This window comes from Thermococcus gorgonarius (assembly GCF_002214385.1).
Lineage (GTDB): Archaea > Methanobacteriota_B > Thermococci > Thermococcales > Thermococcaceae > Thermococcus > Thermococcus gorgonarius.
Genome location: NZ_CP014855.1, coordinates 1,529,148 through 1,545,242, shown reverse-complemented (window position 1 = coordinate 1,545,242; position 16,095 = coordinate 1,529,148). Strand labels below are relative to the sequence as shown.

The following is a 16,095-nucleotide window of genomic DNA, read 5'->3' as shown; positions in this document are numbered from 1 at the left end:
TTTTTGGAGAATCATGAGGGGATCGCGATGAAGGAGGAAACTGTTGGAACGCTGCTGGCTTTCGTGGTCTTAGTCCTCTTGGGAATGGAACCAATAGTCATAAAGGCCAGTCCGGTTAATCCATTTGCCTTTGTTTCAACGGCGTCGCTCTTCGCGTCCTTCATCCTTTGGGCGGCACTGCTCGCAACGGGAAAGGCCGGGGAAATCCTTGAAAAGCCGGGTGAGATTAAAAAGACCTTTTTGACGGGCCTATTCGCGACTGCCGTGGCTTATTCTCTCTTCACCTACGGAACGAGGCTCAGTACGGCCATAAACTCCGCAATACTGACCCGTTTCGAGGTCTTCTACTCCTTCCTCATCGGGTGGCTCTTCCTGAGGGAAAAGATAACAGCCAAGGGTGCTTTCTCTGCCCTTGCTCTCGTTTCCGGCGTTTTCCTCGTCGTCACAGGCGGGAAGGGAATGGCCATCAGGGAAGGCGACGTCCTACTCCTCCTAACTCCACTCTTCTGGCAGATAGGCCACGCGATAGCGAAGAGAACCGCTTATTCCCCCCTGACGATAGCGACGCTGAGGAACACCTTCGGGGGACTTTTGCTCCTTATCCCAGCCCTAAAGACCGGCTTCGCCTTCACGCCGCTGGCCTTAGCGGAGGGCGTGATAATAGCCCTAACCCAGTCCCTCTGGTATTACTCGATAGCGAGGATAAACCTCTCGAAGGCCACGGCAATTCTTACCCCTTCGCCGGTCCTCTCGGTCGTAGCCTCGATGGCCCTCCTAGGTGAGAGGGTCACGGTTTATCACGTGGTTGGGCTTGCCCTCATAATAGCCGGAACCCTTTTAGTGGCCCTTGAGAAGAGCGGGAGGAGGTGAGGGGATGAAGCTGGTAGTCCTCGGCTCCGGCTCCTACAGCGGGACTCCGAAACCGTTCTGCAACTGCGAGAACTGCTCAAGGGCGAGAACAAACCCTGCCCTGAGGAGAACGAGGTTCTCACTTTATTTTGAGAAGACCCTCGTTGATCCAAGTCCAGACTTACACTACCACCTCGAGAGGCTCAACAGGAAAGTCGAGAGGGTCTTTATAACGCATGCCCACTTCGACCACATAGCGGGCTTCCCGGAGCTTCAGGTCTTCGGGGAGCTCGATGTGTATTCCCATGGACAGGGCGTTGAAACGGCAAAGCATTTGGCTTCCCTCTTCCTCGGTGGAGCTTCCCCCGATAACAGGGTGTGGCGCTACCACGAGATTCCGTTCAACGAATGGGTTGAGCTTGATGGGATGAGAGTTTTCCACTTCAGGACGGTTCACCGCTCGATAGAAAACTCCGGCGGCTTCGTCTCCGAGCTGAAGGGGAAGAGGATAGCGGTAACGGGCGACACAGGGCCGGAGATACTGGATGATAATGAGGCAATCAAAGCGATGGAAGGAGCTGACCTGCTAATAGCTGAGATGACGCACAGGGAATCAATACCGAGGACGCACCTTGGGGTTAAAGATGCAATTGAACTTGCCAAGAAAGTCGGAGCTGGCTACACTGTCTTCGCCCACATAAGCCACAGCAACTACACCCACGAGGTTCTGGAGAAGAGAGTGAGAGAGGCAGGGGTTATTGGGGAGGTCGCAAGGGACTTCACCTGGATTGAGGTGTGAGAGTCCAGCGGTTTTCTCACGGTTCTCTTCTGCGCTCTCTCTCGATTTCCTCAAGGGCTTTTCTCTCCAGCTCCTTTGCCCTTTCAATTCTGTACTCCTCGATCAGCTTGAGGAACTTTTTGGCTTCTCTCTCGCGGTCCTCTTCTTCCCACTTCCTGAGCAGTTTCTCGATGGCATCCTCGAGGGTTTTTCTCTCGACTACTGCAAAGTCATCAACACGTTTAACGTCAAGCTCCTCGCTCGTAAAGAACGGGATGTGGGCTTCCCTAAGAACTTCTCTAACGGGTTCGGGAAGGGGCTTCTCGGTTATTATCGCCCTTATCCCCCTCTCCACGAGTTCTTCCCCTATGGATTTACCGGCACTTGCGGGGTTGATTACAAAGAGCACGTCGCCCCTTCTAAGGCCAACTTCGCGCTCTATTCTCTCAAGCTCGTTCCAGCTGAGAACCCTGAGAACCTTGAGCGGAACCGCCGAACCGCGGATCTCTATGACGTTCATTCTCTTTACCTGTACCAGATCTTTGCTGAGTCTTTCTATGAGAGCCTTTGCCTCCTTCAGCTGTCTCTCTAGAGTTTCAATTCGCTTTACTTTGGCCTCTAGCTCCTTCTCTTTGAGAACCTTCCTCCTAACTTCTTCGTCGTAGTCAACGAGCTTTCTCTCAAGCCTGCCTATCGTCTTCCTCTGCTCCTTGATGATTTCTCTGAGCTCGCGGTTCTCGTTCTCCAGCATCTCGATTTTTCTTTCCAGTTCCCTTATGCGCCTGATGTAAGGTTCGAGGTCAGGAACTTCCCTAACCTGCTCCTCTCTTTTTTCCTCAACCTTTGGCCTCTCTCTAAGCGAGACCTTTTGCATGGCTTCGCCGAGGTTGTAACCCTGTATAACGAGGGCCTTAACCTCGTCGGCTTTCTTGGAAAGGCCGACCTCCCGCAGGCGGGCATCTATGTGCTCCAGTTTGGGCTTCAGGCGGAGGTAGGCCTTGTAGGCTGCAGCCAAAGCATCCCTCTGGTGGTCGTCGTCGACGGTAATCCCCAGATTCCTCAAAAGCTCGTTCTTCTCCTCTACTCGGAGGCTCTCCCTGGGGACGAAAAGCTGGGCCTTGAAGGAGCGTGCTATCTTCTCGACGAAGCCGGGAGCGGGAGAAACATCGGTGGCGACTATAACCGGGTGTCCAATCTCACTGATAAACCTGAAGACCTCCCCAACCGGCATGTTCCTCTCGCTGTGGAGAGCTATTATCCTCCCGTTCAGGTCTATGGCCGCTATACCAACCGTTATCCCAGGATCAATTCCAACTATAATGCTCCTCCGCTCCCTGATGGCCTCCTCCCCCTTGAGCGGTGCAAAGCCGAGCTCGGCTCTCTCCACTGGATAAATCCTGACCTCGACGTCCCCGCCGTGCATGGGCTTCACGAGGCCTGCCAGCTCTTCCCTGCTCGCGTAAACGCGGAACTCCCCCCTCGCCAGGCCGTAATCCTTCTCTTCAGTTTCAAGATCGAAGGGTATATCGGCTTTCCTGAGCCTGTCCTCTATTTCTCTCACCTTGTCGCGGACGAGGTTGTGAACCCTTTTCCTGTAGCGGTCTTGGCTCCAGCCGCCCTTCCCATGGCTTCTTCCGCGGGTTACCTTTATGATGACCTCGTCCTCAAAAGCAAGAACCTCATAACCAACACCTTTGCTCGCGAGCAAAGCTGAAAGCTTGGCCTCCTCGTAGGGGTCGAAGCGGTCGGCAGTTCTTATCCCGTATTCTTTGGCCAGGCTCTGAAGGCTTCTCTGCTCCCCGGGTTTTCCTGTGATCTGGACGAGTTTCGTTTCGGGCGGTAGTGAGCGGAGGAACTTCCTCAAATCATCGCCGAGCTCGGTAACACTATCAATTGCAACGATGTCGGGCCTCTTACTTTGGATGAAGCGGATTAGCCTGTAGAGTGTGAACTCACCCTTTCTTTCCAGTTTTCCGTTGAACCAGCTCACGACGGCGAACCTCTTTGGGTTCTCACCAACAACGTCAAGTCCGAGTATTAGAATGAGGCACCACCTTCATTAGGGGGTGTGTTGGCGGGGCTTTAAAAGCTTAGGCGGTTATGATTTCGAACCGATAATGTAATTTGGGAGTTGAACGGTAACCCAATGGGGTGATCTCATGAAGATGAGGGTTGTTTTTGACAAGGAGTACGACATCCTCTCTGGGGTTTACAGGGTGCGCGTCAGGGAACTGGAGTTCGACGAGGAGCTCAGGAAAGTCCTGGACGGAATGGATCCAGCTATCAGAATAAGAGGCGAAGAAGTAAAGCTCTCGGAACTAACGGAGCGATCCTTTGAGCTCCAGACGAGGGAGGAGGCAGAGAGGCTCATGAGAGAGGTGAGGGAAGCACTGATAGGGGCTCTTAGCGCTTTAATAGCTAGGTTTAGGGAGGCCCAGAGCTTCAACGGCTCCGTTTCGTACGAGATAGACTTCAACGAGCTCTGATTCAAATTACCCTTCCCATTCAATCGAGACTTCCAGGGCTTTTCTAATCGCCCTGTTTATCGTCTCCTGCGCCATCGAAGGTCTCGGTTTGTCGAGGGCCTGCTCGTGGCTGAATGGCACGTGTATGAAGCCGGCCCTCGTTTCCATCCCCGCAACCGCTATCGTGTGGAGTGCAGTAAACATGGCCGTATTGCAGACGTAAGTTCCGGCCGTGTTTGAAACGGACGCCGGTATCTTTTCTTCTCTGAGTGCCTTGACGATGGCCTTTATCGGGATTGTGGCGAAGTAAGCGGCTGGAGCGCCTTCAAAGACAGGTTCGTCCTCCGGGGCAAAGCCTTCGTTGTCCGGCATTTTGCTGTCCATGACGTTTATCGCGACGCGCTCGACGGTGATGTTCGGCCTTCCGCCGGCCTGGCCCGTTAGAACAACCACATCTGGCCTTTCCTTCACTATGAGTCTTGGAAGAAGTTCTCTGACGCCCCTGAATGTCACGGGGAGGCGGTGTTTTACTATCTCAGCCCCGTTTATCTCATCGGGAAGTGCTTTAACGGCCTCCCAGGAGGGGTTTATGCTCTCTCCCCCAAAGGGCTCAAACCCAGTCACGAGAACTTTCATTCTGACCACCGAAAAGGTTAGGTTTTTAGGCTTTAAAAACCACTTCCATCGAGGGGTGAGGATGAGGTACGACGTTCTGATAATCGGTGGGGGCCCGGTTGGCAACTACCTAGCCACTCTTCTGGCGGGTAAACTGGACGTGGCCGTGGTGGAGAAGAAATCCTCCTTCGGTGGAAAAGCCTGCACAGGGATAATTGGAGCGGAGAGCTTTAAGGAGCTTGGCTTTCCAGAGGAGGCAGTGATAAACGAGCTTCAGGGGGCGGTTTTTTACTCGAAGATCCAGAGCTTTGAAATTCAGAGAGAGTCCCCTCAGGCCTACGTGGTGGATAGAAAGATCCTCGAAAGGGAGCTGGCGAAAGAGGCCATAAAGAGGGGTGCAGACTACTTCATTGGAACGACCTTTACCGGCTTCAGGAACGGAAAAGCGAGGCTCCAGCACCTGAAGGAGACCTTTGAAATCGAGGCTGACTTTTACGTGGGAGCGGACGGCGTGGCGAGCACCGTCGCCAGAGAGATCGGGGCAAAGAGCGAGGCTGAATTCTTGAAGGGATATGAAGTTGAGGTCGTTGGAAACTTCCGGAGGGACTTCACTGAGGTCTGGATTAACAAGGAGCTCAACCCGGACTTTTTCTTCTGGGTGACACCGGTCAGTGAGGACGTCGCCAGGGTTGGAACCTTTGGAGAGTTCGATGCCTTCAGGAGGTTCCTGGCGGAGAGGAGGCTAAAACCGACCTCTATAGTGGAGTTTAAGGCCGGCTCAGTCGGTCTTGGCTGGAGAAAGCCCTGGGTCTCGGGTAACGTTGCCCTCGTTGGGGATGCAGCCCTTCAGATAAAGCCAACCACAGCCGGAGGGATAGTCTTCGGGGCGATATGTGCCCACCACCTGGCACGGGCCATAATTGAAGGGGACCTCAGAAGTTACGAGAGCTCATGCTCTGCAGTCAGGAAGCAGATATCCTCCGGGCTGAGGGTGAGAAAGGTCTTCAAGGGGCTTAACCAAGAGGGCATAGAGAAAATCTTCCAGATACTTGGAAGTGAGGACGCCATTGAGACCATAGAGGAGTATGCGGACTTCGATGACCATCTGAGGACTTTTAGGGCCCTTGCAAAGAAGCCGCGCCTTCTGGCGGCTCTCCTGAGGATAAGCCCTTCCCTTATCAGGGCTCTGCTGTGAGGTGGTTGTATGGCAACGTGGAGGATGGGTCTCCAGGAGGAGTACCTAAAGGCGATAGCCGAAGGCAAGAAGAAAATCGAGGGTCGCCTGTACGACGAGAAGAGGCAGGGGATAAAGCCTGGGGACACGATAATCTTTGAGAACAGGCTAATGTGCGTTGTAAAGGACATCAGGGTTTACTCCTCTTTCAGAGAGATGCTGGAGAGCGAAGGAATTGAGAACGTTCTTCCAGGGGTTAAGGACATAGAGGAGGGGGTGAAGATTTACCGGAAGTTTTATTCCGAGGAGAAAGAGAAGAAATACGGTGTGGCCGCGATAGAGGTGGAACCGGTTGGCTGGATTGGAGGTGATCAGGGTGATTGACGTTGATGAAGTCATTGAAAGGCTCTCAAAGCTCTCTTACGAGGAGGCATTAGCTTACTGGATAAAGAGTGAAAGGGAAGAGGCAGAGTTCTACCGCCAGCTTGCCGAGCGTGCCAAAAACCTTGGCCTTCCTGAAAGCCTTGTTGAGACCTTTAAAAGGCTCTCAAAGGACTCTGAGAAACATGCAAAGGAGCTGACAAGGCTCTTCAGGGAGAGCTATTCTAAGGAACCCGAGAGCGATATACCGCCGATAGAGGTTCTCTCCGTCCTCGAAGAGTTCGAGCGGGCCGACCAGCTGGAGGAAGTTCTTAAGGCCGCCATGGATAGCGAGCTTATAGCGATGAACGCCTACAGGACCCTCGCCGAGAGGGTGAAAGACCCAAAACTGAGGGAGCTCTACCTCAAGCTTTCCGAGGTCGAGAGGACCCACTACGAGGCCCTCAAGAGGGAGTATGAAAAGCTGGGTGATTGAAATGGTCGTGGAGATTTTAAACGAGATAAGGAAGCTGAACGAGCGCGAACTCCTAAGTTACTGGATCAGGGGCGAATACGAGGAGGCCGAAACGTACTGGAAGCTTGCCGAGCGTGCGAAAGAACTCGGCCTTCCTGAGAACGTCGCGGAGACCTTCAAGAGACTCGGCGACGAGTCCAAGAGGCACGGGGATGAGCTTCTTAAGATATACAGCGATGAATACGGAGACGAGCTTGTCGAGGTTAGGGTTCCGAACGTTGAATCCCTCAACGTCCTCGGCAAGTTCTGGAAGGTGGAGGACATCAGGGACGTCCTCAAAATAGCCATGGAGAGCGAGAAGCTCGCCGAGACGATATACAGGAAGCTCGCCGAGGAAACGGAGAACCCCAAGCTCAGGGAAGTATACCTCCGGTTGGCGGAGACAGAGAAAGGCCACTACGAGGCTTTAGCTTCCCTATGGAAGTCCCTCGGCCTGGAGGAATGAGGATGGAAGACCTTGAGGAGACCCTGAAGAAGTTCAGGGACATGGTTCTCTCCCTCTCCGAGAAGGAAATCCTATCATACTGGATTTTTGGGGAGTACGAGGAAGCGGAGATATACTGGGAGCTGGCAAAGAAGGCCGAAGAGCTGAAGCTTCCCCCGAGTCTGGTTTCAACCTTCAGAGTGCTCGCCAAGGAGTCGGAGGAGCACGGGGACAGCCTTAGGAGGCTCTACGTAAATACCTATGGGGAGGAGCCTGAAAGGGTTGATTTGCCCTACATAGAGGCCGTCAGCCTCGCGAGGGCACTTGAAGACCCTTCAAACATTGAGTTCGTCTTCAGGGTTGCGATGGAGACGGAACTCGTCGCCAAAAAGCTCTACGAGCACCTTGCCTCGATAACCGAGAACGAGCAAGCTAAAGGGCTCTACGGGTACCTGGCCGGCATGGAGTGGACCCACTACCAGAGGCTCCGCGGTGAGGCCGAGCTTATGGGGATAAACGTCGGGAAGATAGAAGAGGAGATGAGGAAAAAGGGCTTTCTCTGACTACTTCCCTGCCTCTTTCTTTGCCGCTTCCTTCGCCTTCTTGGCCTCCTCGGCCTTCTTCTTCAGCTCTTCGACCTTCTCTGGCTTCAGGGGTATAAAGCGGTCGGCTTTGTTGTCGTAGCTCGCCAGGAGGAAGTCCCTGCTCATCTGAAGCGCCCCTGTGGGACAGACGTCAACGCATTGCCCACAGTAGACGCAGCGGGCGGTCCAGAGGGCCACTTTCCTTATCTCTGGCAGATAGACGAAGACGCCAGCCGGGCATACGTTGACGCACATCCTGCAGCCGACGCACTTGTCGACGTTGTATGCTATCATGCCCCTGAAGTCCTCTGGAATGGGAACCGGCTCCGTTTTCGGGAACGGGTTGGTGGCTGGCTTCCTGAAGAGGTTCCTGAGGACAGTTGGAATAAGCGGCGGTGCCCTCACATTATCACCTCCATGGCTATGAGGAGCGAGCCGATGAGCGAAGCCAGGAAGACGTTCTTCCAGAGGAAGTCAACCGCCTGAGTTATCTTCAGCCTTCCCGTCACTGCCCTGAAGACGCTCTGGACGACGAAGAGCAGGGCAAAGACCTTCAGCGTGTGGAAGAGCAGGTCTACAACCTGAGCCGGAAGGCCGGTGAGGTTGAAGTAGCCTGAGATCCCCCACGGGAAGAATATCGCCACGACGAGCGAAGCGGAGATGAATGCCTTCAGCGAGTGCGTCAGCTTGAGCAACGCCAAGTACCTGCCGCTGTACTCAACGAGCAGACCTTCGGCTATCTCTTCTTCCGCGTCGGGTATGTTGAAGAACCCGACCTCTATCTCGCTCGCCAGCCAGACGCAGAAGACGTAGAGAAGAATTAATGCCCCAACGAAGCTCATCGGCGTCCCTATCTCCCAGATGTTGTGGGTGTAAAAGATTTCCATGCTGAAGGGCTTCGGAACTCCGAGATTTCCGAGGCGCCACATTATGGCGAAGACCGCCAGCATCATGGCCGGCTCCCTAGACACCATTATGGTCGCTTCTCTCGCGGCACCTATCTTGGCGTAGGGGTTGCCGGAGCTTATGGCACCGAGTATCTTGAAGAAGCTGATGAGGGTCAGGAGGTAGATGAACACTATCACGTCACCCTTGCTCGCCAAAATTGGAGCGAAGCCCATAGGAGTGTAAGCTAAAAGCGCTATGGCGGTGGCTAAAGCCAAAACCGGTGCCGCCCTGAACATGAAGTTGGCAGTATTGGGGATTATGGTTTCCTTGCTCGCCAGCTTGAGGAAGTCGTATATCGGCTGAAGGATCGGCGGCCCGATGCGCCTCTGCATTCTCGCTACTAACTTCCTGTCTATTCCCTCCCAGACGAGCGATGCGAGTGAGACGAATGCGTAGAGGCCCAAAAGGCCGGCAACTGGATAAACGAGCTCTCCAACGACGTCCATCGCCATCACCTCGAACAGCTTGCTCCTATTGGGGTCGGGTCTCCCTTGATATCCGGATTTATCTCGCGCGTCTTCCTTATCGACTCCTTGAGGAGGTCTTTCTCCGTCAGAACTCTCTTCCTTCCGTCCTGTATCACCGCAACTCTGTCGGTACAGCTCAGGCACGGGTCTATTGACGCAACTGCAACGACAAAATCAGCGACCTGGTCGCCTATGACTCCCTTTGCCACAGCGAAGAGGTTCGGGAACGTTGGCTCCCTAGGCTTCCAGCGGAGCGGTTTGTCGCTTCCCTTCTTCCCGCGGACGTAGTGGACGAGCTCTCCCCTCGGAGCCTCGTACCTTCCGATTCCTTCGCCATCGACCATAAGGCGGAGCTTCGCGTAGAGGACGTTGTCCTTCGGGAAGGCCTTTATCTTTCCATCTGGCATCTGATCGAGGGCGTGCTCTATGAGCTCGAGGCTCTGGTAGAGCTCCCCTATCCTCACCGCCATCCTGTCGAACACATCGCCCCTCGGCCTCTCGCCGGTGACGTCCTGAGGCATTACGGGCTTTATCCCGAGGTCCGGGTAAACGCCCAGCTTCTCGCTCCAGCGCGCGTCGTCCCTTATTCCGCTCCCCCTTCCAGTTGGCCCGACCGCTCCCTGCTCGAGTGCAACGCGCTTGCTTATCACCGCAGTGTCCCTGAAACGGGCCTCTATTGTCGGGTCGTGCAGGAAGGCCTCCTCGATCTGCGGAAAGACCTCTTTATAGTACTTGATCATGTCGAGGATTATCCTCCTCTTCTTCTCGTCGATGTCCCTCCTGACACCGCCTATCGTTACCATCGAGTAGTTCACGCGGTTACCGCTGACGGCTTCGAGCGTGTCCATGACCTTCTCCCTTGCCAGCCAGGTGAGGTGGAGCAGAGTGTCGTAGCCGATGTCGTGGGCCAAAACGCCGAGGTTGAGCAGGTGGGAGTGGATTCTCTCCAGCTCGCCGATGATGACACGTATGTATTCGGCCCTCTCGGGAACCTCTATTCCCCCGGCCTCTTCAACGGCCCTCGTGTAGGTGTGGTTGTGGGAGAAACTGCATATCCCACACATTCTCTCGGCGAGGTACATTATCTGGATGTAGTTCCTCCTTAGGCCTATCCACTGGATTCCGCGCAGGTTGTAACCGAGCTTGACGTCGACGTCAACGATTCTCTCGCCGTCCAGGGTGAGTATGAACTTCTCAGGCTCCTCCAGACCGGGGTGAATCGGCCCGAAGGGTATCTTCACCCAGTACTCGACCTTCTCGGTCATTTCTTTGCACCTCCCAGAGCCCTTTGCTCCGCAAAGCGCTCGCGGAAGATATTCAACTCACCAACCTGCTTTCTCGTAATTTGAGGTCTCTTTCCACTGGAACTTTCAGCGTTCGCCTCTCTTTTGATGCCTGACGGCAGATGAGCGCGAACTTCATTAACAGACCTCATTTCTTTGCACCTCCCTTCAGATAGTAGGGATGGCCTGCGTTCTTGACCATATCCTCTGATATTCCTTTGTCGTCCAGACGGAGCGGGTAGATTCCCTCCGGGAAGTCGTCCGGCAGGAAGAGCCTCCTCTTGTCAGGTGCCCCTTCAAAGTCCAGCCCGACCATCTCCATACCTTCCCTCTCGAACTGGAGCGCTATCGGGAAAATATCGCTGATGTCTGGAATCACCGGGTCGTCCTTCGGCGCGTGGACATCTACTATTAGGGAAACCGCCGGGGCGTCGTCGTAGTAAATCAGGAGGTGGCTGAGGAAGCCTAATTCGTCCCCCCAGTCCTGCTCGATGCCTATCGAGTAGTGGGCCTCGCCGTCGAGCGTTTTTACGAACTCCATCAGCTCCCTGTACTTTTCCCTCGGGATTCTCACCCAGACCCTCTGCCTCCCCCACTTGTTGGTCTTTACCTGAACTTCTGCCTCGGGGAAGCGCTCTGCTATAGCCTTTGCGACCTTCTCGGCCTTGGTTGGCTCTTTAACCTCGTTTGCTTCGGTAACGGGATTATCATTCATTCCTCACTCACCTCCGGGACTTCCCCTTTCAGGATTTTAGCCAGCTTCTCAAGGGCTAAAACGACTCCCTGGAGTATTGCCTCGGGCCTCGGAGGGCAACCAGGAACGTAAACGTCAACGGGAATGACCCTGTCGAGGGGTGCATTTGTGAATGGACTCTCGTAGAAGACGCTTCCACCTGTCGGGCACGCTCCAACGGCTATCACCATCTTGGGTTCTGGAGTCTGCTCGTAGACCAATTTGACCCTCTCAAGGCTCTGGTTGGTCACCGGGCCTGTAACAAGGAGTATGTCCGCGTGCCTCGGACTGCCGACGAGCTTTACACCGAAGCGCTCGGCGTCGTAGCGTGGAGTTAAAGCCGCTATTATCTCTATGTCGCAGCCGTTGCAGGAGCCGCTGTTGATGTGGAAGACCCAGGGCGACCTGCCCAGGAACCTGCAGAGCTGGGCTATCCTCTTTTCAAGCCTCTCGCGCTCTGATGAATTTGAACTGTTGGCAGGAACGGTTATCGCCATTTCGCTTCACCCCCAGATTAGGAGAACTCCCATGACGAAGGCCGCCGTTATCACGAGGTAGCTCGCGTAGTCCGTCAGCAGGCCGGTGTGCTCCCTCTTCAGCGCGGTGAAGAAGTTCTTGAGGGCGTAGGTTAGGCCCCACATGACGTTCCTTCCCGTGTAGTTGCCCTCCAGGTGCTCGAAGCCCGGAATAACCCTGTCTGGGTCCTCACCGCTGATGAATATCTTCGCCCCGGGACCGGTTTCTCTCGTTCCCATTCCGCTCCTCTTCGCCCACTGGTCGAGGAGGTAAGCAAGGATTAGGCCGATGATGAAGGCGAAGACGAAGTAAAGGGCATCCCAGTAGCCGAACACTTCAACCACCCCCCATAAGCGTGGCTATGTATGACAGCTGGTTTTCGAGGGCCTTTGCCGCTGGAATCATGACCTTGTCGCTTATCTGCCACGGGAAGAGGCCCATGACGATTATCGCTATTGTGAGGATTATCATCGGCCAGAGCATGCTCGCCCCTGGGTCTTTTGCCTCCATGACCTTCTCACCCGGCTTTCCGAAGAAGGTGTAGAGAACCCTGACATAGGCGGCGGTACAGAAGGCCGTCCCTATTATCGCTATCGCGCCTAAAACCGGGTTGAAGAGGGCCGAGCTCTCGTAGATAAGCCACTTGCTCGCGAACCCGTTAAGCGGTGGCATTCCTACTATTGCCGCCGCTCCGATGAGGAAGGCGAAGGTCGTCTTTGGCATGGTCTTTGCCAAACCGCTAAGCTCGTTGAGGTTTCTCGTGCCGAGCTGGTGTATCACCGCTCCCGCTATGAGGAAGAGCAGGGCCTTCATGAGCGCGTGGTTGAATGTGTGGTATATCGCTCCGGCCAGAGCTACCTCGCCGGTCTGGCTTCCGTAGGCGGCCAAGCCTATTCCAAGGCCGAGGAGGATGTAGCCCACCTGCCCGACCGAGGAATAAGCGAGAAGCCTCTTCATGTCCGTCTGGATTACCGCCATAGCGTTGCCGACGATCAGCGTTATGCAGGCGAAGATTATGATGAGCCATCCGACGGTCTTCACGCTGACGCTCGCCCCGTAGATGCTGAAGGCTATCCTCGACAAAGCGTAGAGGCCTCCTATCTTGATGACCAGGCCAGAGAGCATTGCTGAAATCGAGCTTGGAGCGGCTGGATGGGCGTCGGCAAGCCACATGTGGACCGGTGAAGCACCGCTCTTGAAGAGCAGGCCGGCGATGAAGAGGGCCAGGGCAACTTTGGCCGTAACAGTCGGGTTCTGGGAGAGCTTTAAAGCTAAGTAGCCCATCGTCAGCGTCCCGTACTGGCCGTAGAGGAGGGCTATGCCGAGTAGAATGAAGGAGCTGGCCAGGGAACCGACGAACATGTATTTGATTCCGGCCTCAATCCCCTCCCATGTGTCGTTCCTGAAGGCAACGAGGGCGTAGCTGGCTATGCTCATTATCTCGAGGAAGACGTAGAAGTTGAACAGGTCTCCGGTTATCGCTATACCCAGCATTCCAAGTTCGAGGATGATTATGAGCGTGTAGTACTTGTCCAGCCCGGTGTCGTGTCTCATGTAGCCGATGGAGTAGATTACTGCCATGAAGGAGACGAGGGTAACCATCAGCATCATTAGGGCACCGAACAGGTCGACCTCCCAGACTATCCTTATCGGGAAGTTAACGCCCTGGCCGAGCGGGCTTTTAGCGCCAAGGGTGTAGAGGATTGTCCCGTTCTCGTAGACATGGTAGAAGACCCACGAACCAACGGCAAGCGTTGCACCGCTTATCAGGACGGCCCAGGCTTCCCTCGCTTTTCTTCCCGCTAGGCTCACTATCGGCATCGAGAACGCTCCTAAGAGCGGGATGATTATGAGGTACGGAAGGACCATCATCCCCTCAACCTCCTGAGAGCTCTCACGTCAAGGGTTCCGTAGTGGCGGTAGGCATTAACGGTCAGGGCAACGGCGAGGGCCAGCACACAGACGCCGATGACTATGCTCGTCAGGACGAGGGCCTGTGGCAGAGGGCCGACCATCGGGCTTTTCAGCGTCTCGTAGCCGGTGTAAATCGGCGCCGTCGGAACTTCGTTCAGCTCTATCCTGTAGCCGAGGCTTATGAGGAACAGGTGAATGCCGGAGTCTATGATGTCCAAAGCAAGGATCAGCTTGAGCAGGTTCCTCTTTGCGAGGAAGGCATAGATTCCAAGCGCTATGAGCAGGAAAGCGGTTATGAACTGGAACTGTATCATTTCCTCCACCTCCTGTAAAGGGCCAGGCCGACCATCGCGCTGACCAGACCGGTGAAGACCTTCAGGCCAACTGCGAGGTTCATTATCGGCAGGTAACCGGCTGAGAGCAGAGTTCCGGGTTTTCCGTTGAAGAACGGGCCGTTGTGCCAGAGGACGTTGTAGAAGAATGCCGTGCCGATTCCGAGCATCGCCGCGCCGAGGAAAGCCAGGCCGCCTATTCCCTCAAGGACCGAGTAGAGGTTCTTGTTGAAGTGCCTCTTCATCTCACCCAGGCCGAAGGCCAGCAGGAAGAGTATTCCGGCTCCAGCTATGGTCGCTCCACCCTGGAAGCCGCCTCCCGGAGTCAGGTGGCCGTGTGCGACTATGTAGGCACCGAATATGCCTATGAGCGGTATCGTGGCCCTCGCGCCGGTTCTCACTATAACCCCCATGTCGCCGTCAGTGGTGCTCATCCCCATCCCTCCTCCAGGGCCTGAAAAGGGCAACCGCACCGGCTATAGCGGTAAAGAGAACCGTCGCCTCTCCAATGGTATCGTAGCCACGGTAGTCGAAGACTATGTCCGTGACGATGTTGGTTCCTCCGACTTCCTCAAGCCCGTGGGTGATGTAGTAGTCGTCCGTGTAGCGGAGGGCCTTCCACTCCTCTCCGCCCGGCCCGAACTTGAGGCCGTAGTTTGGATTAGCCACGTAGAGGAGGACCCCGAGGATGAACAGAAGTGATAGGTACGCGAGCGTTCTCTTCATTCTCTCCCCTCCCATCTCTCGGTTTTCGCTATTCCGTAGACGACCAGGGCTGTTACAACACCAGCGCCGACCGCGGCTTCAGCTATGGCAACATCGGGAGCGTGGAGGCTGTAGAACTCGAGGCTGAGGAGCAGGCTCATCGCGGCTGACATTAAGGCCGCAACCAGCAAATCCCTGGAGCGAATCGTGAGGTAGGCCGTAATGAGGACTCCGATGAGTACTATCGCCTGAATCGTCATGTCAAGGGTAAGGGCGTTCATTCTCTTCCACCCCCGAGCTTCTCCTCGTAGGCGTCAACGACGGCTTTTGCGGGCTTGTAGCCGCTTAAATGGGCCGCCTTGGCTATAGCGTGTGCCCCGACTGGGTTCGTCAGGAGAAGTGCTATCAGAGCGACGACGCTGTGGAGCGCCATCTGGAGGTACTTCGAGTCCCCGGTAACGTGGAGCTGGTAGAGGGCGTGGGTGAAGACTGCCAAGACCGCGAATATAGTTCCGAAGGTGGTGCACTTGGTCGCGCCGTGGAGCCTCGTGTAAACATCTGGGAAGCGGTGCAAAGCGATGCTTCCCAGCACGTTGAATGTCAGGCTGATCGCGAGGAAAGCATAGATGAGGTAATCGACCCAGTTCACGACAATCCCCCCTGGAGGTAGCGCGCTACGGCGAGGGTCCCTATGTAGCTCAGCAGGGCGTAAACGATGGCGATGTCGATGTAGATCGTCCTGTCGTAGGCTGCTCCAAGCAGTATCATTGCGGCAACCACGAGGGTGTTCAGCGTGTCAACGCCAACCACCCTGTCCGGGACGCTCGGCCCGAGCATTATCCTCAGCATCGAGATGAAGCCCGCTACCATGACTATCAGGGCCGCGTAGAAGAAAACCTGCTCCATCATCTTCCCAGCCTCCTCGCCCACTTCTCAAAGGGCCCGGCAACGGGTTCGGAGCTCTCAGGCCTCTCCATTCCCTCTGGTATCTTTATCCAGTGGATGTAGAGGGCCTTCTCCTCCGGGCACGCATCCACCGTCAGCGTTCCTGGCGTTAGGGTTATCGAGTTGCTCAGTATCGTGTACTGAGCGTCGTTTTCGAGGTCAACGGGAACCCTGACGATGCCGGGCCTTATCTTTCCGGTTATGACGAGCCAGGCAACCTGGAGATTAGCTTTGACCATTCCCCAGAAGAGGACCGGTGAATAGGCTATGAAGCCGATCCACTTTGCCGGGTTCAGGAACCTTCCTGCCTTTTCGCCGATGACATCTCTCGTCGCATAGGCCACTATCAGCGAAAATATCAGTCCAGCTATCAGCTCCTGCGTGCTCCAGAGCAGGCCGTTCGTCCCTGCAGTCAGTACAAGCCACAGCAGGTAGCTCAGTATAAATGCGACAATGAAAGGCAAACTA

General features: G+C 55.2%; 25 protein-coding genes. 8 read left to right on the top strand and 17 right to left on the bottom strand.

The window, feature by feature from the left end; all coding sequences use genetic code 11:
• The first annotated feature begins 27 nt into the window (after positions 1-27).
• Positions 28-870, top strand: a complete 843-nt coding sequence (locus A3K92_RS08645) for a DMT family transporter (RefSeq protein ID WP_088885869.1) — start codon at positions 28-30, stop codon at positions 868-870.
• Positions 871-970: 100 nt separating this feature from the next.
• Positions 971-1,648: an MBL fold metallo-hydrolase gene (locus A3K92_RS08640; protein WP_394335182.1), complete on the top strand. Its 678-nt coding sequence runs from the start codon at positions 971-973 to the stop codon at positions 1,646-1,648.
• 16 nt (positions 1,649-1,664) lie between these two features.
• Here the strand turns inward: A3K92_RS08640 and A3K92_RS08635 are convergent, their stop codons facing one another.
• Positions 1,665-3,617 carry a DUF460 domain-containing protein gene (locus A3K92_RS08635; RefSeq protein ID WP_088885867.1) on the bottom strand — a complete coding sequence of 651 codons (1,953 nt, stop codon included), beginning with the start codon at positions 3,615-3,617 and terminating at the stop codon, positions 1,665-1,667.
• A gap of 169 nt (positions 3,618-3,786) precedes the next feature.
• Here A3K92_RS08635 and A3K92_RS08630 point away from each other — a divergent pair, with 169 nt between their 5' ends.
• Positions 3,787-4,113 (top strand): hypothetical protein, encoded by a 327-nt coding sequence (locus A3K92_RS08630; RefSeq protein WP_088885866.1) that lies wholly within the window; start codon positions 3,787-3,789, stop codon positions 4,111-4,113.
• 6 nt (positions 4,114-4,119) lie between these two features.
• Here the strand turns inward: A3K92_RS08630 and pcp are convergent, their stop codons facing one another.
• Positions 4,120-4,728, bottom strand: a complete 609-nt coding sequence (gene pcp, locus A3K92_RS08625; RefSeq protein WP_088885865.1) for a pyroglutamyl-peptidase I — start codon at positions 4,726-4,728, stop codon at positions 4,120-4,122.
• 61 nt (positions 4,729-4,789) lie between these two features.
• Here pcp and A3K92_RS08620 point away from each other — a divergent pair, with 61 nt between their 5' ends.
• From A3K92_RS08620 to A3K92_RS08600, 5 genes are read left to right on the top strand one after another with little or no spacing between them, the layout of a single operon-like run.
• Positions 4,790-5,902 carry an NAD(P)/FAD-dependent oxidoreductase gene (locus A3K92_RS08620; RefSeq protein ID WP_088886076.1) on the top strand — a complete coding sequence of 371 codons (1,113 nt, stop codon included), beginning with the start codon at positions 4,790-4,792 and terminating at the stop codon, positions 5,900-5,902.
• Between the two features lie 9 nt (positions 5,903-5,911).
• Complete coding sequence (locus tag A3K92_RS08615; RefSeq protein ID WP_088885864.1) at positions 5,912-6,265, top strand: ASCH domain-containing protein; 354 nt, start codon at positions 5,912-5,914, stop codon at positions 6,263-6,265.
• Positions 6,234-6,737: a ferritin-like domain-containing protein gene (locus tag A3K92_RS08610; protein WP_394335175.1), complete on the top strand. Its 504-nt coding sequence runs from the start codon at positions 6,234-6,236 to the stop codon at positions 6,735-6,737. The genes A3K92_RS08615 and A3K92_RS08610 overlap by 32 nt, the downstream gene beginning before the upstream one ends.
• A 1-nt stretch (position 6,738) precedes the next feature.
• Positions 6,739-7,221 (top strand): ferritin-like domain-containing protein, encoded by a 483-nt coding sequence (locus tag A3K92_RS08605; protein ID WP_088885862.1) that lies wholly within the window; start codon positions 6,739-6,741, stop codon positions 7,219-7,221.
• Between the two features lie 2 nt (positions 7,222-7,223).
• On the top strand, positions 7,224-7,763 hold the full coding sequence (locus A3K92_RS08600) for a ferritin-like domain-containing protein (RefSeq protein ID WP_157722450.1): 540 nt from the start codon (positions 7,224-7,226) through the stop codon (positions 7,761-7,763).
• On the opposite strand, the gene A3K92_RS08595 is transcribed toward A3K92_RS08600, so the two are convergent.
• The 15 genes from A3K92_RS08595 to A3K92_RS08530 are packed head-to-tail and all read right to left on the bottom strand — an operon-like array spanning position 7,764 to position 16,091.
• Positions 7,764-8,189, bottom strand: coding sequence for a 4Fe-4S binding protein (locus A3K92_RS08595; protein WP_088885860.1), 426 nt, complete (start codon positions 8,187-8,189; stop codon positions 7,764-7,766).
• Positions 8,186-9,178 carry a respiratory chain complex I subunit 1 family protein gene (locus A3K92_RS08590; RefSeq protein WP_088885859.1) on the bottom strand — a complete coding sequence of 331 codons (993 nt, stop codon included), beginning with the start codon at positions 9,176-9,178 and terminating at the stop codon, positions 8,186-8,188. Before A3K92_RS08590 ends, A3K92_RS08595 begins: the two co-directional genes overlap by 4 nt.
• A gap of 5 nt (positions 9,179-9,183) precedes the next feature.
• On the bottom strand, positions 9,184-10,464 hold the full coding sequence (locus A3K92_RS08585; RefSeq protein ID WP_088885858.1) for a hydrogenase large subunit: 1,281 nt from the start codon (positions 10,462-10,464) through the stop codon (positions 9,184-9,186).
• Positions 10,461-10,634, bottom strand: coding sequence for a hypothetical protein (locus tag A3K92_RS09430; protein ID WP_157722449.1), 174 nt, complete (start codon positions 10,632-10,634; stop codon positions 10,461-10,463). Before A3K92_RS09430 ends, A3K92_RS08585 begins: the two co-directional genes overlap by 4 nt.
• Positions 10,631-11,197: an NADH-quinone oxidoreductase subunit C gene (locus A3K92_RS08580; protein WP_088885857.1), complete on the bottom strand. Its 567-nt coding sequence runs from the start codon at positions 11,195-11,197 to the stop codon at positions 10,631-10,633. The genes A3K92_RS09430 and A3K92_RS08580 overlap by 4 nt, the downstream gene beginning before the upstream one ends.
• A complete protein-coding gene (locus tag A3K92_RS08575) occupies positions 11,194-11,712 on the bottom strand; it encodes an NADH-quinone oxidoreductase subunit B family protein (RefSeq protein ID WP_088885856.1) in 519 nt (172 codons plus the stop codon). The genes A3K92_RS08580 and A3K92_RS08575 overlap by 4 nt, the downstream gene beginning before the upstream one ends.
• A gap of 6 nt (positions 11,713-11,718) precedes the next feature.
• Positions 11,719-12,066 (bottom strand): hydrogenase, encoded by a 348-nt coding sequence (locus A3K92_RS08570; protein WP_088885855.1) that lies wholly within the window; start codon positions 12,064-12,066, stop codon positions 11,719-11,721.
• Position 12,067: 1 nt separating this feature from the next.
• A complete protein-coding gene (locus tag A3K92_RS08565; protein ID WP_088885854.1) occupies positions 12,068-13,603 on the bottom strand; it encodes a proton-conducting transporter transmembrane domain-containing protein in 1,536 nt (511 codons plus the stop codon).
• On the bottom strand, positions 13,600-13,959 hold the full coding sequence (locus A3K92_RS08560; RefSeq protein WP_088885853.1) for an NADH-quinone oxidoreductase subunit K: 360 nt from the start codon (positions 13,957-13,959) through the stop codon (positions 13,600-13,602). The genes A3K92_RS08565 and A3K92_RS08560 overlap by 4 nt, the downstream gene beginning before the upstream one ends.
• Positions 13,956-14,411 (bottom strand): Na(+)/H(+) antiporter subunit B, encoded by a 456-nt coding sequence (locus A3K92_RS08555; RefSeq protein WP_232460868.1) that lies wholly within the window; start codon positions 14,409-14,411, stop codon positions 13,956-13,958. Before A3K92_RS08555 ends, A3K92_RS08560 begins: the two co-directional genes overlap by 4 nt.
• Complete coding sequence (gene mbhE, locus A3K92_RS08550; RefSeq protein WP_088885852.1) at positions 14,398-14,703, bottom strand: hydrogen gas-evolving membrane-bound hydrogenase subunit E; 306 nt, start codon at positions 14,701-14,703, stop codon at positions 14,398-14,400. The genes A3K92_RS08555 and mbhE overlap by 14 nt, the downstream gene beginning before the upstream one ends.
• The gene (locus A3K92_RS08545; RefSeq protein WP_088885851.1) at positions 14,700-14,963 is read right to left on the bottom strand and encodes a DUF4040 domain-containing protein; all 264 of its coding nucleotides are present in this window, start codon (positions 14,961-14,963) and stop codon (positions 14,700-14,702) included. The genes mbhE and A3K92_RS08545 overlap by 4 nt, the downstream gene beginning before the upstream one ends.
• On the bottom strand, positions 14,960-15,331 hold the full coding sequence (gene mnhG / locus A3K92_RS08540) for a monovalent cation/H(+) antiporter subunit G (protein WP_088885850.1): 372 nt from the start codon (positions 15,329-15,331) through the stop codon (positions 14,960-14,962). The genes A3K92_RS08545 and mnhG overlap by 4 nt, the downstream gene beginning before the upstream one ends.
• The gene (locus tag A3K92_RS08535) at positions 15,328-15,591 is read right to left on the bottom strand and encodes a cation:proton antiporter (RefSeq protein WP_088885849.1); all 264 of its coding nucleotides are present in this window, start codon (positions 15,589-15,591) and stop codon (positions 15,328-15,330) included. The genes mnhG and A3K92_RS08535 overlap by 4 nt, the downstream gene beginning before the upstream one ends.
• Positions 15,588-16,091, bottom strand: a complete 504-nt coding sequence (locus A3K92_RS08530) for a monovalent cation/H+ antiporter subunit E (protein ID WP_088885848.1) — start codon at positions 16,089-16,091, stop codon at positions 15,588-15,590. The genes A3K92_RS08535 and A3K92_RS08530 overlap by 4 nt, the downstream gene beginning before the upstream one ends.
• Positions 16,092-16,095: the final 4 nt, after the last annotated feature.